At 34.3% G+C, this 22635-nt stretch carries 20 protein-coding genes and 2 pseudogenes; 7 read left to right on the top strand and 15 right to left on the bottom strand.

All coding sequences use genetic code 11. From position 1 onward, the window contains the following. Positions 1-540: 540 nt before the first annotated feature. The 5 genes and pseudogenes from AC3WTA_RS23415 to AC3WTA_RS23395 form a co-directional block, all read right to left on the bottom strand. Positions 541-1698, bottom strand: a complete 1158-nt coding sequence (locus AC3WTA_RS23415) for a serine hydrolase domain-containing protein (protein WP_002096487.1) — start codon at positions 1696-1698, stop codon at positions 541-543. 498 nt (positions 1699-2196) lie between these two features. Next, the gene (locus tag AC3WTA_RS23410) at positions 2197-3528 is read right to left on the bottom strand and encodes an erythromycin esterase family protein (protein WP_000728375.1); all 1332 of its coding nucleotides are present in this window, start codon (positions 3526-3528) and stop codon (positions 2197-2199) included. 438 nt (positions 3529-3966) lie between these two features. Beyond that, on the bottom strand, positions 3967-5556 hold the full coding sequence (locus AC3WTA_RS23405) for a bifunctional metallophosphatase/5'-nucleotidase (RefSeq protein ID WP_000913763.1): 1590 nt from the start codon (positions 5554-5556) through the stop codon (positions 3967-3969). Positions 5557-5930: 374 nt separating this feature from the next. Next, the gene (locus AC3WTA_RS23400; protein ID WP_078183332.1) at positions 5931-7361 is read right to left on the bottom strand and encodes an IS4 family transposase; all 1431 of its coding nucleotides are present in this window, start codon (positions 7359-7361) and stop codon (positions 5931-5933) included. A gap of 111 nt (positions 7362-7472) precedes the next feature. Continuing rightward, positions 7473-7633 (bottom strand): annotated as a pseudogene (locus AC3WTA_RS23395) (ribonuclease FAU-1 family protein); the annotation flags it as partial. Between the two features lie 395 nt (positions 7634-8028). Here AC3WTA_RS23395 and AC3WTA_RS23390 point away from each other — a divergent pair. The 4 genes from AC3WTA_RS23390 to AC3WTA_RS23375 all read left to right on the top strand — a co-directional run bounded on the left by AC3WTA_RS23390 (position 8029) and on the right by AC3WTA_RS23375 (position 10812). Further along, on the top strand, positions 8029-8838 hold the full coding sequence (locus AC3WTA_RS23390; protein WP_492333040.1) for a TrmB family transcriptional regulator: 810 nt from the start codon (positions 8029-8031) through the stop codon (positions 8836-8838). Between the two features lie 12 nt (positions 8839-8850). Next, entirely contained in the window at positions 8851-9474 is a 624-nt protein-coding gene (locus AC3WTA_RS23385; protein WP_078183330.1) for a LysE family transporter, read from the top strand. A gap of 15 nt (positions 9475-9489) precedes the next feature. After that, positions 9490-10203, top strand: coding sequence for an alanyl-tRNA editing protein (locus tag AC3WTA_RS23380; RefSeq protein ID WP_078183329.1), 714 nt, complete (start codon positions 9490-9492; stop codon positions 10201-10203). A 168-nt stretch (positions 10204-10371) separates the two neighbouring features. Continuing rightward, on the top strand, positions 10372-10812 hold the full coding sequence (locus AC3WTA_RS23375; RefSeq protein ID WP_000974756.1) for a DMT family transporter: 441 nt from the start codon (positions 10372-10374) through the stop codon (positions 10810-10812). Positions 10813-10913: 101 nt separating this feature from the next. Here the strand turns inward: AC3WTA_RS23375 and AC3WTA_RS23370 are convergent, their stop codons facing one another. Next, positions 10914-11153: a hypothetical protein gene (locus AC3WTA_RS23370; RefSeq protein WP_050822695.1), complete on the bottom strand. Its 240-nt coding sequence runs from the start codon at positions 11151-11153 to the stop codon at positions 10914-10916. A 274-nt stretch (positions 11154-11427) separates the two neighbouring features. After that, positions 11428-11730 carry an antibiotic biosynthesis monooxygenase family protein gene (locus AC3WTA_RS23365; RefSeq protein WP_000599695.1) on the bottom strand — a complete coding sequence of 101 codons (303 nt, stop codon included), beginning with the start codon at positions 11728-11730 and terminating at the stop codon, positions 11428-11430. A gap of 677 nt (positions 11731-12407) precedes the next feature. Here AC3WTA_RS23365 and AC3WTA_RS23360 point away from each other — a divergent pair. Continuing rightward, a complete protein-coding gene (locus tag AC3WTA_RS23360) occupies positions 12408-12740 on the top strand; it encodes a DUF1904 family protein (protein WP_001120967.1) in 333 nt (110 codons plus the stop codon). Positions 12741-12987: 247 nt separating this feature from the next. Here AC3WTA_RS23360 and AC3WTA_RS23355 read toward each other — a convergent pair whose 3' ends face one another. The 4 genes from AC3WTA_RS23355 to AC3WTA_RS23340 form a co-directional block, all read right to left on the bottom strand. Then, positions 12988-13938 carry a magnesium transporter CorA family protein gene (locus AC3WTA_RS23355; protein WP_088107330.1) on the bottom strand — a complete coding sequence of 317 codons (951 nt, stop codon included), beginning with the start codon at positions 13936-13938 and terminating at the stop codon, positions 12988-12990. 297 nt (positions 13939-14235) lie between these two features. Next, positions 14236-15261, bottom strand: coding sequence for a ParM/StbA family protein (locus tag AC3WTA_RS23350; RefSeq protein WP_000839473.1), 1026 nt, complete (start codon positions 15259-15261; stop codon positions 14236-14238). Between the two features lie 35 nt (positions 15262-15296). Next, on the bottom strand, positions 15297-15698 hold the full coding sequence (locus AC3WTA_RS23345) for a hypothetical protein (protein ID WP_000683229.1): 402 nt from the start codon (positions 15696-15698) through the stop codon (positions 15297-15299). Positions 15699-15783: 85 nt separating this feature from the next. Beyond that, positions 15784-16170 carry a YflT domain-containing protein gene (locus AC3WTA_RS23340; RefSeq protein WP_000549435.1) on the bottom strand — a complete coding sequence of 129 codons (387 nt, stop codon included), beginning with the start codon at positions 16168-16170 and terminating at the stop codon, positions 15784-15786. Between the two features lie 111 nt (positions 16171-16281). Between AC3WTA_RS23340 and AC3WTA_RS23335 the strand changes: the two are divergent. Both AC3WTA_RS23335 and AC3WTA_RS23330 read left to right on the top strand, forming a co-directional pair. Continuing rightward, a pseudogene (locus tag AC3WTA_RS23335) lies at positions 16282-16386 on the top strand (acyl dehydratase); the annotation flags it as partial. Between the two features lie 394 nt (positions 16387-16780). Further along, positions 16781-17146: a YxeA family protein gene (locus AC3WTA_RS23330; protein WP_000714942.1), complete on the top strand. Its 366-nt coding sequence runs from the start codon at positions 16781-16783 to the stop codon at positions 17144-17146. A gap of 103 nt (positions 17147-17249) precedes the next feature. On the opposite strand, the gene AC3WTA_RS23325 is transcribed toward AC3WTA_RS23330, so the two are convergent. The 4 genes from AC3WTA_RS23325 to AC3WTA_RS23310 all read right to left on the bottom strand — a co-directional run bounded on the left by AC3WTA_RS23325 (position 17250) and on the right by AC3WTA_RS23310 (position 22295). Then, positions 17250-17960, bottom strand: a complete 711-nt coding sequence (locus AC3WTA_RS23325; protein WP_000758811.1) for an alpha/beta hydrolase — start codon at positions 17958-17960, stop codon at positions 17250-17252. Positions 17961-18402: 442 nt separating this feature from the next. Next, on the bottom strand, positions 18403-19491 hold the full coding sequence (locus AC3WTA_RS23320) for a GerAB/ArcD/ProY family transporter (protein ID WP_033659202.1): 1089 nt from the start codon (positions 19489-19491) through the stop codon (positions 18403-18405). 27 nt (positions 19492-19518) lie between these two features. Continuing rightward, positions 19519-20706 (bottom strand): Ger(x)C family spore germination protein, encoded by a 1188-nt coding sequence (locus AC3WTA_RS23315; protein WP_000052119.1) that lies wholly within the window; start codon positions 20704-20706, stop codon positions 19519-19521. After that, complete coding sequence (locus AC3WTA_RS23310; protein ID WP_033657649.1) at positions 20703-22295, bottom strand: spore germination protein; 1593 nt, start codon at positions 22293-22295, stop codon at positions 20703-20705. The genes AC3WTA_RS23315 and AC3WTA_RS23310 overlap by 4 nt, the downstream gene beginning before the upstream one ends. Positions 22296-22635: the final 340 nt, after the last annotated feature.

Here is a 22635-nt window from a genome sequence, read left to right as displayed (position 1 = left end):
AAAACAAACCAATTAAACCCTTATTATCAAAACATAATTTATATAAATTCCTTTGTTTCTTATATGTGTGAAGATAATAAAATACTATTCCCAAAACAAAAAAAGCAAAGATTTTTAATTTACTTCAGCTTTCTTGTCTCTAATACATATATTCTTCTAAATTTGATTTTTTCTTGTATATTTTTTCAGCAAAATCTCCTACATAGCGCATGTACCAAGATTCATCCGCATAACTAGTTACATTCTCCTTTTTTCTATCGTTAATAGCTTCACAATAAAAGCTGTTAAACAGCAAAAGTACGAAGTCTTAAATTAGACTTCGCACTTTATACAAATTTTACAATTACTTACAATACCCATACAAATACAATAGTATATACACAATAATCACTCATTATATCTGTTGCTCTTTTAATCGGCCAATGTATAAACCAATCCTTTTACTTACCCATCTCTCATGATTGGTTTGATTGTTTCTACATACTTAATCCCCTCTATACTAATTACAAATAACAAAATTTATCCGTTTTTCCTTTTTGCCTACTTGCTAAATTCAGCAAGTAAAATGTTTTTAAAAAATTCCGGATTATTAATGTTTAAACTGTTCGAATTGATAGCAAATGTATGTTTGCCTCCAATTGTTCCACCAGCAAAAGTGGAAAACCCTAGAACGCCACCTCTGTGTCCCCATACCGAGACACCGTTTGGAAGCTTAGTTTCAAAGATTCCAAGACCATATCCGGTTCCTTCTCTTTCTGTAGGAACTGTAGTAAGCATTTGTTTTAATTGCTGTTCCTTCAGTAATTTGCCACTGAGTAAGTAAGAGAAGAATTTGTTTAAGTCGTCAGCAGTAGAAATCATATCTCCATCCGAGCTACCTGGGTTAATATAAGTAACGTCTTTTAGCTCACTTGCTCCGTCTAGTTGGATATAGCCACGGGCATGCTTGGTGCCTGGAATAACGCTTGAATTGCCGGGTAAGAATGTATTTGACAAATCAAGCGGTTCAATAATCCGATTTTCAACCTCTTCCGCATAGCTGTTTCCAGTTACTTTTTCAATAAGGATCCCCAGTACTACGTATCCTGTGTTTGAATAAGACCAACCCTTTCCTGGGGCAAAGTCTGGGGGAAGAGAAATCCCCATCTTTACGAATTCTTCAGCCGTATACGATTTTTTTGTATCCATAATATCAAAGTCTTTTGAATTTATATAGTCAGCAATACCACTTGTATGATTCAATATCTGCCGGATAGTAATCTGGTTACCATCATATCCGTTTCCTTGAATGACACCAGGCATCCATTTTTCAATGGAGTCGTCTAGATTTAAGCGGTTCTCTCCAGCTAATTGAAGTAGAACTGTTGCAATGAACGTTTTCGTTACACTGCCAATACGAAAGCGAAAATCTGCTTTCATTGGTTTCTTAGTTCTCAGATCTGCTACCCCAGCGGTATAACTCCAAGTTTTACCCCCCTTAGAAATTTGAGCGAGTATTCCCGGGTATCCTAGTTGCAGTGTATCCCGCATTGCTTTCTTAACGGAAGTACGATCGCTTTGAGTACTTGTTTGTAACGAACTAGATACATTTTGCGTGGGCTCTGCTTTTACAATTGAGGCTGGTGTTATGTATAACAGGGAACTTCCAGCTATTAAAAGTGCTAGACTTGCACATGTAATTTTACTGCGTGTTTTCATAAAGAATTCCTCTCTTCTATTAAAATTGTATAGATAGTTGATAGCTGTGTCATATGCGAACCACACAGCTATCCATTCTCCCAATGATGAAAAGGCAACAATGCATTTGGAATCATTATACTCATTATTTTCACAAAACACTCTTGTTACTGATTGTTTTATATGTAGGCCGTACTTATCCCCCTTCACGCCTCCTTATATTTTTATCCTACACAATGAAAATCTCTTTTTCCTTACCTATCCCTTACGAATTCCTTACATTCGAAATCGTTTCTATAATGATAGGATTGAAGTAGCATCTGTGCCCGAAAGCGCAAAAAAACACCGATGTCGCTTCGGTGTTTTTTTGCGCTTTAAATATTGAAGATTCATTTTAGTCTTAACAGGTTAAATTTCCATTTTTTCTAATACGATTATTCTCCTTGTTCTATTAACACAAATTTCATAGTGTTATATGAAACACTTCTCACGTTTTCATTTAGGCACATTATTCTAATTTTATTGATGCAGTTGAGATGGACTCACTTTTTGAATTTGAACAAGTATATCAAATGATTTACCTAATGATATATCAACAGTTTTTGGTATATCAGGACCTTCCCTAGTTATTCCAGCGAAAATTGGATGTTGTTCGTTTAACCAAGTTTTTGTCACTCCGTTCGCCTTACGTAAATCAATAAAAAATTGATCTTTTTTAACTTGTCCGAAGATGTAGTTATAACTGTTTGGATCATCTGATTTTAATGTTCCATAAGGGCCAAATTCACCGTCACTATTATAAACATTATATTGTCCTTCATAAACTGATGTTCCAATAGATACATACCGTTTCCCATAGTATTCTGCTAAATGCTGCCCAGCTACTTTAGGGTATATAAAAGGAATCAGATTTGTTTTCGAAACGTGTCCATTATGTCCCCATACAATAGTTTTTCCTAAATGTTCTTCAGTCCACTTCGCATTTTCATACATTGCAATATCATGTTTCAAATAAAAGTCCGATGGTTTATCAGGATATGACGCTAACATTGTAGTAAATTGTTCAATAATACGAGCATTTTGCTTTATCCATGCGAATTCTGTCGATTTTCCATTTAAATAACTTTTATTTTTTTCTAATAAAGCAATGATTTGTTTAGCGTCTGAAATATACTTTTCCTTTTCTTCTTTCGTAAGACTGCCAAAGGTATCCATATCCTTCGTTACAGGAATAAGACCTTCTACCTTCTCTTCTACTCTAGGCACAAGATCTGAATTGTTTCTCTTTACATATTCTATTATATTATTATAAACATTCTCATTTACTGATTGAATATCCATCCCGATGACACGCACTTTAGATTTATGTTTTGGATTAGCATTATATTGCCGAATCCAATCAAGTAAATCCAACATTTCTTTCGTTTTAAATGTAGGTGATAGATGTTGGATTGGGTTTCCCTTACCAGTAAGAACATATCTATCAAGTTCCAAAGCTCTGTCCCATCCCTCTTCTAAAACTAAATTAGTAAAGCCCTTTTCAGATACTAAGTAATTAACAATACGGTGTTTCATCATAAAAACTTCATGAGCCCCATGCGTAGCTTCACCTAAACCTACGATTGAAGCTGAACCTACCATATTCTTAAGTGGTTTTAAATCATTAAGAGATGCAGTTGGATTAGTTGTTTTTAAAGGCTTTGCATGTGCTTCTAACCATTCCGCTATTTGATTTGTATTGTATGGAGCTGTAACAGAAACTTCTGTTTTCGAATCTGCATAAGTACTTCCTACAAAATTAGTGAAAGTTATAGCAGAAGCAACAATTGCAATAATCATTTTCTTTTTCATAAAAACCTCCTGAAATACATCTTTATTAATTTTCAACATAATATAAGGACTTCCGTTAAAACCATTAACTCCCTTATTACTGTTAAGATACATTTATTCTAGTTCCTAAAACTCACTTGTTTCTTAATAGGTTCTTAAGAAATCCTTAATTCACTCATACGAATATAAAACTACATGAGCTTCAATCCATTGTAGTGTAGTTAATATTGGGCTAATAGGAAGTTCCAAATTTTGTTTTTTTGCAATGTATTCTCTTTATCATAGGGTTAGTTTAGGGGTGATTTTTTGTTTACTTCATTTTTTTCGGCACTCTGCATCTAGACGGTATACCCATTGGCCACAGTAAGACTTTATTCCAAATCCACAACAAATAGATTACCTGCACACTAAAAAGTATAGTGTACAGGTAATCTATTTGTTTTTGAGATTAATAAAAAACTAATTTATTTTTTGAATTCTTCCATCAATAATAGACTGAATTGGTTCTTTTGATTTTTTTATATAATCTACTAATGCTTCAAAATCAGTTGGTCCTGTTTCAGCATCTTTACCGTTTTTAAAGGATACAAATCCATCTCCACCTGAAGCTAGAAATGCGTTCGCAACAACGCTGTAAGTTTTAGAAGGAATAATTTCTTCTCCATTTGTTAAGCAAATACTTGTTACTTTTTCTCCATTAGGTTTGTTCGCATCCCAAGTGTATTGGATCCCTGAAATTTGAAGCATTCTTGTTATGTCTTTTTGCCATTGTTGATTTAAAATATCACGAATGTCTTGACCTGTTAAATTTACTTTTATTAATTGATTTCCGAATGGTTGAATACCATATATCTCTCCCCATGTAATATCACCAGCATCTAAGTCATTACGAATACCACCAGGATTCATAAGTGCAATTTGGGATTGCATTGTTGCACGCTGGGCATCAGCAACTAAATTTCCGAGAGTAGATTCACCAGCCGTATTGAGTTTACGATCTAGTGGAGCAATAGACTTACCTACAACTTCATTGACAAGAGGTGCGATTTTCGCTTGATATTTCTCCATCTTCTTCTTTATTTTTTTATCAGGCTCCATGCCTTCATGGTAAGTTGTAACAATTTCTGCTTTTTTCTCAACAATATCTTGTGTTTTACGATCAATCTTTACATCAACATCAGCAAAAGCCATACCATAAGAATTTGCTTGTACGACAAGTTTATTATTAACAGTTCCATTTACATAAGTGTGGCTATGCCCACCAAAAATAACATCGACTTCTGGATCAGTCTCATTTGCTAATCGGACGATATCACCATTTGTTACGCCGTTCCCATCTGTTGTACCTCCGTTATGTGCAAGAACAACGATAGATTTAACGCCTAGTTTTTGTAATTGCTTTACGGATTTGTTAATAGCTTCAACTTCATCTGTAATTTCTACATTCTTTAGCATAGTAGGCATAACAAGGTTAGGAACATCCGTTGTTACGACTCCTATAAATCCAACAGGAACTCCCTGTACCTTTTTTATAGTGAATGGTGGTAAAAATAAACGACCGGTGGATTTATTATAGAAATTTGCAGCAACATATGGGAATTTTGCTCCTTTAAAATTCCCTGTTTTCTCATGGTACCCACCATAAATAAGGCGGTTCATTTCCGCAACACCTTCATCAAATTCATGATTCCCTATAGTTCCAACATCGAATTTCAAATCATTTAGAAATTCAATCGTAGGTTCGTCTTGTAATAATGCTGAAACAGGAGTACTTGCTCCAACAACATCGCCAGCATGTACCTTTAATGTATTCGGATTTTGTTTTTCACGATCACGTAAATAAGCCCCTAAGTACTCAATTCCCCCTGCATCTTTATTGTTAATTTTTTTTACAGTGTCTAGTTGCCCATGAAAATCGTTAATACCGAGCATTTGCACATCTATGTAGCGGTTTGGTCCTGTATTTGCTTGGGCTGAAGGCGCAGCAAATACACTAGTAAAAGTAACTGTACTTAGTGCTAAAGCAACTGGAATAATTTTTTTCAACATAAAATTTCTCTCCCCTAATTAAAATCTGACATAATACGATGTTATTTTAATATATTAAGAGAATTATTTCTATAAAAATTCAACTAATTATAAAAATTAATAAAATTTTATTGTTTTCTGACAAAAAAATTCTTCCTCAAAAATGTGAAGGTGTAAAACGACAATTTTAAATGGAACTTTGTTAACGTACCGAAAAAAACAGTTTTTAACTTAGTAATTCTTTAGCGTACGAAATTCGCGTTATGTTGGCGAGACCCCATACCCATCAAGCTAACCAAGTAAATTACTAGATGCGAAATGATTCTTGTTTCAAAACTAGCAAGTGATAAAAAAGTAGGCATGCTAAAGAAGCCTATTAAAACGCGATTTTTTCGCTAGGCAGCTTGTCTATGCTTCACTGTCGTTTTATACACAATCCCTAGAATATCAAAGACGGTCATCTTCTTATACCGATGACATTTACGACCGTTCTTTTTGAGCAGCTGATAAAGGCGATGCAGAATTTTTAAAAGTTCTTCTGCGCCAACGGCAATCGCTTGAAACAGTAAAGGAAAGTAATCTTTAATCATATAAATCGCTTTGTATTCACTCAGCTCCTGCTTTTTCTTTTCAAGCAGAAACTGTCGCATTTGAAACATCGTAGAAGAACAGAGGAGAATGCCGATGAGTTGTCCATATAAATGACACTCTAGGCGTTCTCTTTTAATTTTTTTACATTCATCAATCTCAAAGAATGACTTCCACGTTTTAAACAAAATTTCAACCTGCCAACGAAGTGAATATAATGAATGCACGTAATTCTTCGGTACTTCTTCTAGCGACGTGTTCGTGATATATACATTCATGCCCATTAAACGTTTACTTTTATCCTTCATGACAATACCTTTCTTCTTTTCACGTATCGCTTGGTTTTTCAGACGTGTTTGCGTTGGCTCATCGGTTAAACGATGGATAATAACACGTGATGGAAGTTTCTGATTTTGGCCAATGTATGCCTCGGGGATTTCTATCGTTTCACCAGGGATTAGACCAGACATCATTTGTGTCATATCAAGATGGATGTATTCTGTCTGCTTTTTTAACGTACCATTGTTGAAGTATTCTGGTTCAGGGTTCTTGATATAAATGCGTGTATTCAACTTCAACCTCGAGATATAATAGGCCTTTTTATCATGAATGGTTTGTAAGTCTCCTAAATCGAAGTAACCAAGATCACGTAAACACAAATCGCCCGCTTCTACGGTTTCAAGGCAGATAGTACCGTATGTTTTATCATTATTCTTTCCTGGTCCAAGCTGCACGTTAAGAAATTGACCACTAAGTAAATCATATTCCAATTGGATTTTCACGCCTGCGGTATTACTACTACCACCTGAACCTTGATAGTCAGTGGCGAAATGGTCAGGCAGTTGAAACACTGTTGCATCTAAAATACGGATACGATTAAAAGTAGAGATCACGTGTGCAGAAAGTGAGTGATTTGAACAGAGTTTTTGTGTGAGAAGAGAAGTAAAGACTTCTCGAAGAAATGCGATGGCTGCTGGATTAAAGCGTTGATTCAGTCCTTCTGGGCTTATAAGTACCCCAGTGGAAACTTCTAACTGACCACACAATTGTGCAAGTGATGTGCTAGCAATTTCTTGACTAAGCCATACGCAAAGGGCAATGAGTTCGTTTGCTTGATACTTACTAGATCTTTGTACAAAGCCAACTTGTTTGGCGATATCTTGTAGGACTACTGGAGATAAAAAGTAATGTAGCTCTTGTGCGAAAAGATTCAGTTCATTTGAAATAATAGGATTCATTAAAAACACCATCCTTTCTCATAAATTTCTTACGATAAGTATAGCGTTTTTTTATTTTGAGGGTATGATTTTAACTTCGCTTGATGGGGCATGGGGTGGCACCCAAGTTTGAAGAGATTGGTGAACACAGCCATTCTCAAATTCATGCAAGGCATCAGTAACTCATCTTCATTCAGTATAAAGTATTCCCCATTAGAACACATCAAACCATCTATAATTAAATCTTCGAAAGATACTTGTCGGTTTGTAATAAAGTTTGACCCAAAATATTTCAAAATCCGCATTTTACGTTAAGTGGGATGAATTTGTTTTGAAAAAAGTTAATCAAGATGGATTCTATTCTATTTAAAAAGTTTTCTGTTTTATAAAATATCCGATTAAAACCCACTTGAAATCACTTAATTTTACAGTGTAAATATCTTAACCATATTTTATATGCATGAAAAAGTTATATTTATTAAAAACACCAATAAAGCTTATGATTTTGGGAATAATTTATATATTATTTTTACTGGTGAGTTTCAAATGTATTCTAAGAAGCACTTTGTAATGTAGTAAATCATTTGTTGTTAATAGTGAGAATTCTATCTCAATATATTTTTATTGACTGCAATTTTCTTTTGAATTATAGTAGTAATACATATTACAACTATTATGGGAGGTTAACATGGAACATTTAATTAATACATTTGAAGAAATTGGTTTTTCAAAAAATGAAGCAAAAGTGTATATGACTTTATTGAAGGAACCATCTATAAATGGATATGAAATTAGCAAAAAAAGTGGTGTACCACGTTCAATGGTTTATGCAGTTATCTCAAAATTAGTAACTAAGGGAGCAATCACAGAGTTACGAACCGAACCGCCAACCTATATTCCATTGTCTGTAAAAAAGCTGATTATTAATAAAAAAAAGCAAACAGAGGAAACACTTAGCCTTTTAGAAAATGAATTACAAGCTATAGAAAAACCAGTGGAAGTTAATGTTATTAAGCATATTGAAGAGCGTATGCATATCATTAGTGCAATGCAAAAATTAATAGAGGAAGCAAATGAAGAAGTTTGGTTATCTGCATGGGAGGAGGAATTAGGTGAATTACGTCCTTCTGCTGAATTACAGCGAGAAAAGGGAATTCAAATGTATTCATTGTTATTTATGGAACAAGAAACACCATCTTTCGGGAATGCTTTTTATCATCGCCACTATGCCGGTGCTATTGAAGAACAGAGAATGGGACAAAGATTAACAATTGTTATTCAGGATAATCAAGAAGTTTTAATAGCAAGCTTTATTGATGGTCAAATTCCACTTGCTATTCAAACTACTGATCCAATGTTGGTTTTACTAGCTAAGGAATATATTCGACACGATATGATGATGAAAGTTGTTGGAGATCATTTTGGTAAAGACCAGATTGATTCGTTATGGCAAGGTAATGACTTATTGACTTATATTGTTCAAAATGTAAAGAAATGAGGTTAGTTTATTATGTATGTAGAGGTTTTTTTTCTTGGGATACTAATTGCTTTATCACCAGGACCTGATTTTGTAATAGTTATGAAAAATAGTTTAGGAATAGGTAGAAAGCACGGTATAGCTACAGCACTTGGTATTGCCAGTGCATTAATTATTCATATAGCCTATACAGTTTTAGGCTTTACCATCATATTAGAAAAATGGCCAGTTATCTTTAACTTTATTAAGCTTTTAGGTGCCATCTATTTATTATGGTTAGGTTGGAAAGGTATTCGTTCGAAAGCAGATCCAGAAGGTTCTAATGAAATACATGTTGAACAAAGTTCAAAACGCTCTTTAGGTCAGGGATTCCGTGAAGGATTTTTGTGTAATCTATTAAATCCCAAAGCTCCATTATTCTTTTTAAGTGTATTTTCACAATTCATTGGAACTAACACACCAAATTGGGTGCGTTGGATATATGGTGGTGAAATTATAATTGTAGTGGGAATTTGGTTTACTTTATTAGCGATATTAATTTCAAATAATTACTTTAAAAAAATCTATCAAAAAAATATGCATTGGTTTGATCGTGGCTTAGGAATTATCTTAATTATATTTGCGTTTACTATTGGAATTACTGCATTTTCAATCTAAAAGGAGTTAAATAAAATGACAATATTACTATATGAAGAGAATAGTTATTTAAAAGAATGCGAAGCAGAAATTATATCAATTGATGGAAGATTTATTGTATTAAATCAAACCATTTTTTATCCAGGTGGTGGTGGACAACCTTGTGACTTTGGGAAAATTCAGCAAGGAAACGAAATATATGAAGTATTAAAAGTAAAAAAAGTAGAAAATGAAATCATACATGAACTTGATCGTCCACTACTCGATTCACAACAAGGAGTTACACTACAAATCGATTGGGATTGGCGTTTTCAAAATATGCGTTATCATACATTATTACATGTAATTTCAGGGTATTTATATAAACATTACAATGCTTTAGCTACTAGTAGTCAAATCGAAAGGGATCATGCAAGATTAGAGTTAGCGTTTTCACCAGAAATTATAGAAGATATACCCTTTGAGGAACTAGAACAATCTTTAAAGAATTTATTAACGATATCGCATGATGTTTACACGAAAATAATTGATAGAGAAGAAGCAGAGCAAAGAGATGGAATCATTAAAACAGTTATCAGCTTACTTCCATCATCGCTTAATAAAATTCGACTCGTTCAAATAAATGACATTGATGAACAGGCTTGTGGAGGAACGCACGTTAACAACACAACTGAAATCGGGAATTTTTCGATCCTTAAAATCCAAAACAAAGGTGCTAAGAAAAAAAGGATTAAAATTGAACTTCACTAAGGTGAACTTCTGATTTCGTTACAATTTTAATTATAATATTTAGACATAATGTAACGGATTACATTTTTGCTTAAATTATTGTCAAATTTATTATTACATTAACCAATTCAAAACTACTTTAACCTTGAAGAGATAGTTTAATGTAATATATTAGGAGGTAATTATTCAATGGCTATCATTTTAGTTTTATTTGCTATAATAGCTGGAATGGCTCTTCCCACTCAATTTAGTGTTAACGCTCAATTGAGAACTATAGTTGGTTCCCCTATAATAGCTTCATTTATTTCATTTACTGTGGGGGCTCTAGTTTTATTTATTGTATCGCTATTTGGGAATGGGATACAGGTAAAGAAGGAGTGGTTTGAAGCACCTTGGTGGATGTGGACTGGAGGATTATTAGGTGCCTTTTATGTACTAGCGACTACTATACTTATGCCTAGAATAGGTTCTGCTGCTACTGTTGGTTATATTCTTACAGGACAAATAATAATCTCCATTCTTATTGACCACTTTGGATTAATAGGTGCTACTACACACCATCTGAATATCCCTAGACTATTAGGTGCCATTTTGGTTATTAGTGGAGTTATTATAGTTCAAAAATTTTAAAACAATAATTCTCTAAAGAAAAGAGTTTACCAATGCCGGTAAACTCTTTTCTTTAGAGAGGACATATGAAATCCTCCATTTGGAAGGAACATATCTACATTTTAAATAACCTCAAAAAATTTAACAAATTCTAAGTGTTCTCGATGTATTTGTAAGTCTATTTTACGTGGAGCTGATGTAACTTTTGTAATTATTTTTGGATCAGCTTGGGCTAAACAATCTACTTTATTTTCATTAAATTCTTTGATGGTAATATTAGGCTTCTTTTTAATTTTTATGCCATATATTTTGAATAATTTTGGGAAGACTGGATTATGATTTGATTTCCAATACTTAGCCATCGATTTAAAAACTTTGTGATATCCCAAAATTTCTCGTTTTGGGGTATTTGCTTTTCTTAGCTTGATGGGTATGTGGCGAGACCCCAATTATTCTTTATTTGACTTCTAAAGTTTAGTATTTTGTTACTTTTTTATGTTCCATGGGATACTGTCAGTATTTTGCAAAACAACCTACGCTATGCGGAAAAATAAAATAAGCTGTCCATATGAACAGCTTATTTACATAATTTTCGTTATTGGAAGATACTTTTCAAGTATTAATAGACGGTCAAGTTCAGTTTCGTGATAACTCTACACGCTCAAAGTGTTCAACTGTTGGAAATGGATCATAAAAGTGATGCAATAATGCTTTCCACTCTTGATATTGTTCAGATTGTCGAAATCCTATCGTGTGATCTTCTAAAGTTTCCCATTGCACAAGGAGCAAATATTTTCCTTTCCGCTCCATACAGCGTTGTAATTCATGATTTATGTATCCTTGCATGGAAGAGATGATTGAGGATGCTTGCTTAAATACCGATTCATACTCCGTCTCCATACCGTCTTTTACTTGCAACATGACTGCTTCTAAAATCATTTTGAAGTCCTCCTCCTTTTCCTAATTGTACCATGTGGGGGGGAACGCTGTATGAGAAGTTTTGATGTATAACATATACATGTAAAGTTAACATAACGTCTCATTATCAGTAGTAAGGACAAGGAGGAATCTTCCCCTTACAAGGGAACCTCCTTTCTTTTTCTATCGAGCTATGCATTTTTTATACATTCCTATCCTGGCACGGTTTTATGGTTCTTTTTTGTTGTTGGATCAACAAAAAAACTGTATTAAATCTTGCATACTCCTAGGGGTCACTATATATGAACGCTACGTATTTGACTTTCTCAATGACCAACATTACTTAACGTGGTAAAATAGTATTCGGATGGGAATCCAATGTTATTAAAATTAAAGTGGTTATCAAGTCGGAGGAAGGCATCTTAGGGTGTCTTTTCTTTTTAAAATATATAAGCGCACCATCCCTTTCCTAATAGAGGCCCCCCTCATGCCTCCTTACAGGGAGAATGATAAGGCTTTTTTATTTACCCAATTACCGAGCTCTCAAATATTTTAAATAGTTACAATACATGTATTGCTTCAATAACATATGATTATTCTTAAGAATGTCATTGAAATGTACCAATAGATGTTAGTACAGCAAAATAAATTGTGTTATGATGTGAGCAAATATAAAGCTATCTAACGGAGGGATTCACATGCCGCATGTTGTGTTTCGTGGAATTACTACTGAACAATTAAAACGCATAAGCAAGCCATTAGTAGAAGAACTCGCAGAGATCTGTGAGTGTGGTACGGATAATTTTACGTTGGAACTACCAAGTTCTACGTTTGTATTCAATGGAGAAGAAATAGAAGCGTTTCCTCTTATTGAAGTGAAATGGTTCGAGCGTGGACAGGAAATTCGTGATCGATTTGCCAAGGCCATTACTACATATGTAATGGATTTTGGACTTCCAGAAGTAGAGGTTGTATTTACGGTTTTCACAGAATCAGCGTATTATATTAACGGGAAGCATTGTGCAAGTTAGAGCTATTTGAAAGATTTTTGTAACATTTATAAGAGGTAGAACCACATTGCCATCAAGCTAAGAAAAGTAAATATCCAAAAACAAAATAATGAACTCAATTCTCATAGACAACTAACTGTGAAGAGATAAACTTTTTGTTTTTGGGGACATCAAAATATTAGCTTGATGGTGTTGTGGCACTACCCCTATTAATAAATATTACTAACCATATTTCTAGTTAATATCTATCATATTTTTAAAAACAGGACTAATTAGATTTAAAAAAAGATTTCTTTTTCTTTACTCGTAATAAATCACCTGTCCATCCTTTGACCCGCATATACAAATACATACCCCCTGTTGTGAAAATAATAAATAGGAGAGCGATTAAATAGCTATATTTCCATTCTAGTTCAGGCATGTATTTAAAATTCATCCCCCACAATGCTCCTAAGGCTGTCAAAGGCGTACTTACAGCAGTTAATACAGTAAGAGCTTTCATAATTTCATTCCCACGATGAGAAGAAACAACTTCTTGTAAATGAATCATCGTGTCTAATTCTTCTTGGTACTCTTTAACAAGTTGTAATCCACGCTCTAATTTTACGTGTGTTTGTTTATAACAAAGGGTGTTTGTTAGGTTTTCTAACCAAGCTTCCTCCAAGCCTTGTAACACTTCTTGTATTAAGCGAAACACATGTGTGTTCATAAATAATTCATGACGAATATGATAAATTCTTTCTAAAACTGCTATGTTATTATGATGATAAAAATCCCATAACACATTTCTGAAATTGTTTTCAAAATAGTCAACCTTTCGTAAATAGTGAGATATAAATATTGATAAGATAGCACATAGTCCTTCAGCGGAACTATTAAAATTTTTTATATCCATAGGGAAATTATGTATTAATTCTTGAAAATCCTCTTCCTCTTTTTCTTGGACCGTTATCAGTATTCCATGAGCTACGAAATAATGAAGAAATTTTTGAATTTTGGCGTCTTTTTTATTTTGATCATATAAAAACGAACCATATACGCAAGTTTGACTTGGTGATAACGTATAAACATATAATCCATTTTCACAAGGAGAACTTATCTTCTTTACAGATTGAGAGAAATAAGATGTTACATCACGAGGGATTATAGAAGAAAGTTTTTCAAGCTCACTAGTTTTCACATGATACCAATTCCATTTCGGCATTTTTATGCATTCCATATTATTCTTCCTTTCTGAATAGTTTTATGTTTGATCGAATAATATCCGTAATATGAAATTTGTATGTAGGTATTCATGTCTTAGAGGAAAAGTTTTTAGATCCTCTAAATTACAAAAACTAAATGGCACAGGAGGTCTTCTTCTGTTACAAGGAAGACCCCCTATATATTAGTTATTTTTATTCTCAATTTTAAACATTTCCTCTATACAAGCACTTTTTATCTTTTCTTATTTATATGTGGAAAAGAAACCACATAATTTGGCACGTCTATTCAACGAACTCCATTTCGGTCGTTATTACAATTTGGATTCATATGCAGATTGATTGGTGATGTCGTCAAATACTTGACTTCCAATCATATAGTATCCATGAAGTGCAGCCTCTTTCGAAGCGTCTACCATACGGAAAGAAGAAATTTCACCTTGCATTTTTTCAATTCGTTTTTTGTGGATATCTACTATTCCTCCTGTCCAAATAATAGTTTCATACTGGTCTAACTTAAATTGTTCTTGTAATACACGCATAACGTCTTGGAAGTGTGTATCCAACTCTTTTTGAATCAAAGTATCAACCTGACTTGTCTGAGGATTTTCTTCTCGACCTCCATATCCTTTTTCTAATATTTTTGGCATGTCGTTAATATGCAAGTGATTACTTTCCCCCGCATGATTCTGCAGGATATTCTTAATATTTTTCAAAGGCTTGCTACATCCTAGTTCCGTCTCATAATGATTTAAAATGACATTCTGTTTCATATCTGTCATTTCTAATGTACGAAATCCACCATCAATAATTAAGATACGATCTTGTTCCTGAATGATTCCCTCTTTTAAGAAATAGGCATGTAAAGCGACCGGTTGCTGAAGAATCAAAGCATTTTCCACCGTAATATTAATAAATTTCCCATCAATTTGCACGGAAGTTTCTTTTTTTAATGCATTTTGTAATTGCTCATGCTGACTACCAAAACAAGTAACGGGAAGCCCGGTAACAACTAAAGGTAACACGACATTTTCTTTATAATCCTTTGCAATGCAACCAAATATTTGTTGTTTAAACTGTTCGCTTTCATAATAATTTTCTATTTCTTCGTCAAATGGAGGAAGAAATGAAGCGTCAGATTGATGTGCTTCATTTCCCATGTAGTATGCAAAGTCTAAGTCTATAAAACTTACCTTTGTTAAATCTTCACTTTCAGCATGATTAGGTACACGGGCTAGTGTGGAAGCTTCACTCTTAATCGTCACCTCAGAATCTACATCCTGTCGATATGCCCGTTTGGTAAAGCCAATTCCTACATCAATTGCATACAGAGATTTCATACTTTTTTCCTCACTTTCTCTTTTTAGAATTAAATCTAAGCACTCTCTTCTTTCCCTTCTTTCATATATTTCTTTTCATTTTTCTTTTTTTCACCGTCTATGTCCTTACTATTTTGATTGATTTCGTAATTCTTTTCATCTTTTTTCTTTTTGTCATTTTCATTTTCTGTTAAATCTTTAATAGTAGAAATGACAACTGGTGTGGCTGTAAGCAGTTGTGGTAATGTTTGTTTTGCAACATTAGCTGCAGTTACAGAGAATTGTTTACTTGTCTCAGTTACCTTCCCCAATGTTTCCTTTATGCTTCCTTCTTGTAGTTTGTCTTTTACGCTTTTTCCTTTTGTTTGTATAGCTTTCCGATTTTCTTTTTTTAATAGAGAGACCATAACTCCGGTCGTAATCCCAATCACAGCATATTTAAATATTGTATGTTTCATTTTTCTCACCCTTCTCTACTTTTATTTTCTTCCATGCTACAACCTAAAATAATTAACTTATCTATTTATCAGATGTTGCAATCTATTAGAGAGAATGATAATTTTGTGGCTGCCTATCACTCGCCGTTGGTGTTTCAGCTGTTACTAGGAGTAAAATTCTCCCTTGATCTAATTTTTCTTCATATAAGTTAGCTTCCTCCTTCGACAACCCCATTTCCTCCATTTGATTTCGAAGTTCGTCCCCTTTTTTGGAGAAAAAGTTGATAATACTTGTGCCCATTCCTTGTTCTTTTACTCCAATCGTATTTATGTTTGTATCATCCGCAATCTTTTTTGTTAGATGTTTTTCATGTGCCAAGACATAAATGTCATCTTGGCGAATCCCTTGCAATTCTAGCTCTTTTACTTTCATAACTACTTCCTGTTCATTTTGATATTCATGAACCACCGGTTTTCTTTCATTCTTATGCATTGTATTTTTCCTCCTTTAGATTTTTTATTTAGTTGTTATGTAATATGTAATACACCTATTTTAAAGATGTTAAACCTAAATTTTCAAAAAACTTCATGCAATAGGTTATTAATATTTTTGAATATCAAAGAGATGTCATGAGAACTTTGCTTTGATAACAGTGTTACAAATAACAATTTGTTTGGAAGGCAAGCCTCTTTTTTATCATTGGGTTTTCCAATGACATAGAAGCACAGCGCTGCATTACATGTAACTGCCCCATTGGATTCTCTATTCCAAAAGAAAAAGCACCCCACTAGATGCTTTCTTTAATTGTTCTCACTATAATTTATTTAGATAATTCTCTTATTACTGTAAGATACATTTATTCTAGTTCCTAAATCTCACTTATTTCTCAATTCACTCATACCAATATAAAACCAAATAACCTACCATCAAAAAATAAAGAAAACAGGTTATTTGGCTATTCATTCCGTAAGCTTAATACTCAAGTTAATCTTTTTTCACACGGTTAAACTTTATTAAGAAAACCTTAAGAAATTCCCCTCTATATTTATAAGAATTTTTTTCTATACTCAAAAATGTAAATACAATAAGAGGAGAAACAATCATGAAGAAATTTGTACTTTGCATAATAGGATTAGGCCTACCGATATATTTATTACCTTTCATATTACGCGGGGATTTGGATAGATTTAATCCGATTGCTGAAGAAAAAAATGTATATGCCATTGCGAAAGGATATGGTGTTCCAGATTATCATCATAAAGGACGAGCTATGTACTCCCTAAAAGGTGTTGATGAATCAAGGAATGAGAAGGAATATACAGTAGGAACTAGCACTCCTAATGATTTTATAAGAAAAACTTACTTGAAAATTCATGTAAAAGGAAAGTATGTGTATTCTTACGACGTTATTTCAGAAAAAGATATACCAGGGAAAGTAAAGGGACAATTGGAGATAGCAGATAAATAAAAAGAGCCTACTCGTATGAGCTGGCTCTTGATCACCTCTCCCACCTACCATTGGGCTATCTTAAGGAAGAAGAATTCTTTCAGTAAATTTATTAAATTCCTTATCATTGTTTCACTAACCATTGTTCAATTACTTTCACTGTTTCATCTCGTTGTGCTTTTGATGTAATTAAGCTCGCATTATCACCTTTTTGCTCACCATACATGCCAAAATGAGCATGGTTTCCGCCTTTTATCATGTGCATAGTTGTATTCTTTGACATTAACTTTTTATTGTTCTCTATTTTTTCTACAGTTGCTAAAGCATCTACTTCTCCATAAATAGATAACATTGGAATCGATTTTGTAGAGAAATCATCTGCAGGATACGAGCCTAAGAAAATGATCCCGTCTACCTTATCTTCATTCTGAAAGGCATACTTAGAAATCATAGCTCCGCCCATTGAATGCCCCGCAACATACCATTTTTGAACTTCAGGATACTGTTCAATTACACTGTCTACTACATTTATTCCAAGTATCGCTAAGTTTAATGGTAACTTAGGCATTACTACAAAATGCCCATCTTTTGCAAGAGCTTCTCCTAAGTAACTATAAGCCTCAGCTTCTACTTTAGCTCCTTGATAAAAAATAATCCCTACCTTAGCATCCTTCTGTCCAAATACTATATTATCTTCATCTTTTTTATCATCTACTAACGACAAAGCCTCTTTCGTTGGTTTGTAAGTAAATTGGGACCAAGTAAAAAAAGTAATGCTTCCCATAAGTAAAATACCTAATAAAGAGTACAAAATAATTTTTATCCATTTCTTCATATGTATGACCTCCCTAAGATGTGTATATTCTATATTTTAGATTATCATTAATCAACATAAAAACTCGAGCATTTTTATTATGCTCAAGTTTTCATTTACGTCTTTAATTTATACTATATTTTCTAGGATAAGTACGTAACAAATACAGCCCATATAATTCTGATTGTCATACTAGAAGGTTTCCAAGACCGTTTTTCTAACGCATCCTACTAAATACGATCAATAGGGAATGAATTACTCCAAACATAAAACATACTATGAAACTGGATTTTTCATAAACACTCCCTTTTTTCAATAGAAAGTCTTAGAAACTCTATATGATTCGCATGTTCTTTCAATGCATAAATAACGAAATAGCCTACGCTTGTGAGCAGGCTATTTCTCCTTTTATTTTAGTCAAAAAACGAAGCATACCTTCATTCGAACATATTACCGATTGGGTTTATGCATATTTCCTTCGAATTTTGCCAACCACCAATAACAGTAAGGGAATTCCTAGTTCATAGATAGGAAATGCAATGGGAATTACGAAAAGTATGTAGTAATAATGAGTAAATGTCTGGATATTTTTAACCGACACAGCTATGATGAACGAAATAGGAGCAAGAATCAAAGCTACTTTTCGCCAATCCTTCAAATGAAAAATTTGTGCTGTTCCATAACAAGCTATGAACATGTATAACGCCAATTTCACAAAAATACTAAAAAACCAAATAATAACAATCAGAATATCTACATTTTGAATGAATTCCATGACGGATATGTACCGGCTCAAATCGTAAACCGGATACAAAAAACTTGAAGGCAAATTCGGACCAAATGTTAAAATGACCGCTAATGTTCCAATCGTTACCATAAAAACAGCCAGTCCTACTCCCCACATCGCCCGTGATGGCGCTTGTTCGGGTTTGTCCATAAAGAAAACGAACATTGTCATCATAACAGACTCTCCAAAAAACGCGGCTACAGGAGTATAGGAACCTTTAAGGATGGGAAACCATCCAGAATCATGATAAATAGGAAGCATATAATCCAAATTCATATTACCAACATTCAAAATGATTACAAACGTTATCATTAAAAGTACCATTGGACCAATGATTTCACTTAAGCGCCCAATACCTTCCACCCCACCTTGATAAATGATAAAAATGAGCAATAACATAGCAGTAAAAACAATAATCCACAAAGGTGTATTATGAAACAAAGCGATACTAATGAACTCACCAAATTCACGGACCGTTATCCAAATTATCATGTACCATCCAAAGAAGTAAGGAATCATCAGTAGTTTTCCTAGCCATTTACCAAGAATGGTTTGACTAAATTCAATTAGGGTTTGCTTCGGATAAAGCGAGCCAAGTGTAGTTGCCAAAAAAGTAAGAGCAATCCCTGCACACCCTGCAATCAAGAGCGAGATCCAAGCATCTTGTTTGGCAGTGCGAATCGTCGCTGGAATAACTAGAAGGAGTGATTGGCCCACTTCAAATGTGAACATCATCCAAAAGATTTGTCTGCCAGAGATTTTCATCGAATTTCTCACACACTATATTCCTCCTTATTTTTTTATTTCATTTTTCTTTAACTGCAACGGCTGTCCAGTCAGTCCTACTCGCCGAATAGTAAGCTTTGCATGAACAGAAACCTGCACTTTTCGAAACTGCTTACTCCAATTCTTTTTTAGCCCTTTCCATTCGGATGGATATTTTTGATGAATGGCTTCTCCAAATCCAAAGATATCGGTTCCGTATTGTTTTTGAACCTTTTTAATAGTTTGGAGAGCTTGTTTTTCAGATTGTTTTTCCATTACACGTTCTAAAAAAGTAAGATTTTTGGGCTGCGAAAGATCTAAATTCGTATTGTTCTCCTGAATCGTTCCTTCACCTGAAAAAACAACGTCACACTTAATTGTGGCCCCTTGTATAGTGGGTATAATTTTTCTTTTGATTTTTGTCATATATAAACTCGCACTACCATTCCCTTTAGAGGCGGTTGCTGTAATCGTCTGTTTACTTAAACGATTCACTATCCAAAGAGTAGCTAACCATTCCTGCATATTTAAGTATCCTACCAATTTAAGATTGTTGTTAAATATAGCAGCTCCTACAATTTGAAACCCTTTGACCTCGTCGTCACCTTTTTTATGAGACATATTTAGTTTAATAACTGGCAAGATTGGGGTGATTCCATCACTCGTACCAGCAATAAGAAAATTTAATAACGATGTATCTCCCAATGCCTCTATTTGCATATGCTCTTTAAGTGCCCCAAGTGCCGGGATAGCCTCTAAAGGGATAGATGCTTTCAGAAACTCTTTTGCAGTATTTCCCTTTACTACTAACGCATCTGCTCGTAATCGAATATCAGGATCGCGACTATATGCATCCAAAACTGGAGCGAGACCATTTTTAGCCAATTTTTCTCCAATTAGTATTACACGCTGATGCCCTCGAAAGATTTCCCTCGACATTTTTGTTTGCATCATTTGTACAGCTTCATGTGTATCCTTTCCAGTTCCTGATTCAAGAAAAACTGATTTTCCTGCATTGCTTCTTCCGCTCTGTCCCATTCCCATTTTTGAAGGGATAATAAACTGGGCGCTAATTTCAACCTTATTATTCTTCGCTTGATCAAGTCCCCATCCTAATTCTATTGCCAGATCATTTAACTCTGTACGATCCCAGCATCCCGTCAAGAAACATAAAGAAACTACTAGTATCATACAAAGTGCCTTGTGTAGGCTCATTCTGTTTCTCCTCCCCGTTTTGCACCTGGTTGTTGTCCATCTGGAAAACGGACTTTCTCCTTACCAGATACCATTATAGGACGATGTGTCATGTTCCAACGAGGTGTTCGAAGCAAAACATCCTTTAAATCACGCGGAGTCTGAGGCGCAACCGGACTTAAGTACGGAACGCCGAATGAACGTATGTTTGTTAAATGAATTAAAATCGTAAGGGTACTTATAGCAATACCATACAGCCCAAGCATCCCTGCCAATAGTAGCATCGGAAAGCGCAGCATCCGGTAAGCTGTTCCTAAGTTATAGCGCGGGAACGCAAACGAAGCAATTCCAGTTGTCGCCACAACAATAACCAATGGTGCTGAAATAATACCTGCTTGCACCGCAGCTTGTCCGATAACAAGTGCCCCTACAATGCTAACTGCTGATCCAACTGGTTTTGGTAACCGAACGCCCGCTTCCCTCAAACCTTCAAATAAAAATTCCATCATCAGCGCTTCTATAACAGCTGGGAAAGGAATACCTTCTCTTGCAGCTGCAATACTAATAAGCAAATTTGTTGGGATTAGTTTCGGATGAAAGGTTGTAATAGCGACATAGAGAGAAGGAAGAAATAATGAAATATTGATTAATATTAAACGTATCCATCTAACAAAAGTTGTGTAGATGAATCGTTCATAATAATCCTCTGCTGCCTGGAGACCAGTCCAAAATGTCATAGGAACGATTAAAACGAAAGGTGTGTTATCCACTAAAATTGCCACTTTCCCTTCTAATAAACTTGCACACACCGCATCTGGTCGCTCAGTATTTTGAATTTGTGGAAAAGGAGAAAAAGGTTGGTCCTCAATAAACTCTTCAATAAAAGCTGACTCTAACACCCCATCAATTTGAATTCGCTGTAGCCTTTGGCGAACTTCATCTAAAACCGAATCGGGAGCAATTCCTTCAATATAGGTAATCACCACATCTGTCTGTGACAATTCCCCAATCGAATAAGGTTCCATTTTTAGTTTTTGGCTCCGAATTCTTCGGCGAATAAGGCTCGTATTGACCCTTAAAGTTTCCGTAAACCCGTCCCGAGGGCCACGAACAGAAATCTCGGCAGCTGGCTCTTCAATACTCCGTTTTTCAAACCCTTTTAAGTCAGCGACCAGAGCTTGACTCTCTCCTTCTGTCAAAATGACTATATTCGCTTTCAATACTGCTTCTATAACCTCACGAACTTTAGAAATCGTCTTTACTTGAGAAACTGCAATAAGCTGATTTTGTATAATTTCTCCTACTGAATCCATAACCTTTAGTCCACTAGGCATCCCCTCGAACATCATTGGTTTCAAAACAACTTGTTCCACAATACCGGTGTTTACCAATCCGTCTATATAAATAAAAAGAATTTTAATTTGGCTATTTATAAATATTGGACGAAAAACAATATCGGAACAATTGTCAAAAACTTGTTTCAAAACTTCTTCATTCGCAGATACACTCTGATCAAGCTCACGATCTTGATTAGAGTGTATCTGCATACTTGCATTCTCAAGTTCCTGAATATCTTTTCTCAAATGTTTTCTACTAAGTTTTTTCATCACACTACCCCATTTATCGAATGGTTTATGTTTTATACTTGGAGCTAAGTGTTAGTGATTTCTTGACAGAAAATCTTTACAAACCGTTCCACTAAGTAGTTTCTGGCTAAGTAATCATTTATCTAAAAAACAACAGGAAAATATACCCTCGACATCCTTCTTAAAATCTCCCTCCACATGAAAATTATTCAATTTTTTCTATAAGTTATTTATTCTAAAATGAGATTAGGACAAATAATAAGAGCTCTACATGCATAATCAATCTTTTAATTGTTGTAGGTGTAATTTTTCATTTCTCCTTTGATATCTCTACAAGATAAAGTTAAATTCCTAAACAAATAAA

The organism is Bacillus sp. EB106-07-01-XG149 (assembly GCF_058791555.1).
This window is presented reverse-complemented; position numbering and strand designations above follow the sequence as displayed.

Excerpts from the sequence above, each read along its gene's own strand:
- AC3WTA_RS23400 (WP_078183332.1), bottom strand. The coding sequence starts at position 7,361 with ATGAATCCTATTATTTCAAATGAACTGAATCTTTTCGCACAAGAGCTA.
- AC3WTA_RS23410 (WP_000728375.1), bottom strand. The coding sequence starts at position 3,528 with ATGAAAAAGAAAATGATTATTGCAATTGTTGCTTCTGCTATAACTTTC.
- AC3WTA_RS23380 (WP_078183329.1), top strand. The coding sequence starts at position 9,490 with ATGACAATATTACTATATGAAGAGAATAGTTATTTAAAAGAATGCGAA.
- AC3WTA_RS23385 (WP_078183330.1), top strand. The coding sequence starts at position 8,851 with ATGTATGTAGAGGTTTTTTTTCTTGGGATACTAATTGCTTTATCACCA.
- AC3WTA_RS23320 (WP_033659202.1), bottom strand. The coding sequence starts at position 19,491 with ATGAAAATCTCTGGCAGACAAATCTTTTGGATGATGTTCACATTTGAA.
- AC3WTA_RS23405 (WP_000913763.1), bottom strand. The coding sequence starts at position 5,556 with ATGTTGAAAAAAATTATTCCAGTTGCTTTAGCACTAAGTACAGTTACT.
- AC3WTA_RS23350 (WP_000839473.1), bottom strand. The coding sequence starts at position 15,261 with ATGAAATCTCTGTATGCAATTGATGTAGGAATTGGCTTTACCAAACGG.
- AC3WTA_RS23330 (WP_000714942.1), top strand. The coding sequence starts at position 16,781 with ATGAAGAAATTTGTACTTTGCATAATAGGATTAGGCCTACCGATATAT.
- AC3WTA_RS23415 (WP_002096487.1), bottom strand. The coding sequence starts at position 1,698 with ATGAAAACACGCAGTAAAATTACATGTGCAAGTCTAGCACTTTTAATA.
- AC3WTA_RS23375 (WP_000974756.1), top strand. The coding sequence starts at position 10,372 with ATGGCTATCATTTTAGTTTTATTTGCTATAATAGCTGGAATGGCTCTT.
- AC3WTA_RS23360 (WP_001120967.1), top strand. The coding sequence starts at position 12,408 with ATGCCGCATGTTGTGTTTCGTGGAATTACTACTGAACAATTAAAACGC.
- AC3WTA_RS23345 (WP_000683229.1), bottom strand. The coding sequence starts at position 15,698 with ATGAAACATACAATATTTAAATATGCTGTGATTGGGATTACGACCGGA.
- AC3WTA_RS23315 (WP_000052119.1), bottom strand. The coding sequence starts at position 20,706 with ATGAGCCTACACAAGGCACTTTGTATGATACTAGTAGTTTCTTTATGT.
- AC3WTA_RS23390 (WP_492333040.1), top strand. The coding sequence starts at position 8,029 with ATGGAACATTTAATTAATACATTTGAAGAAATTGGTTTTTCAAAAAAT.
- AC3WTA_RS23325 (WP_000758811.1), bottom strand. The coding sequence starts at position 17,960 with ATGAAGAAATGGATAAAAATTATTTTGTACTCTTTATTAGGTATTTTA.
- AC3WTA_RS23370 (WP_050822695.1), bottom strand. The coding sequence starts at position 11,153 with ATGGCTAAGTATTGGAAATCAAATCATAATCCAGTCTTCCCAAAATTA.
- AC3WTA_RS23340 (WP_000549435.1), bottom strand. The coding sequence starts at position 16,170 with ATGCATAAGAATGAAAGAAAACCGGTGGTTCATGAATATCAAAATGAA.
- AC3WTA_RS23355 (WP_088107330.1), bottom strand. The coding sequence starts at position 13,938 with ATGGAATGCATAAAAATGCCGAAATGGAATTGGTATCATGTGAAAACT.
- AC3WTA_RS23365 (WP_000599695.1), bottom strand. The coding sequence starts at position 11,730 with ATGATTTTAGAAGCAGTCATGTTGCAAGTAAAAGACGGTATGGAGACG.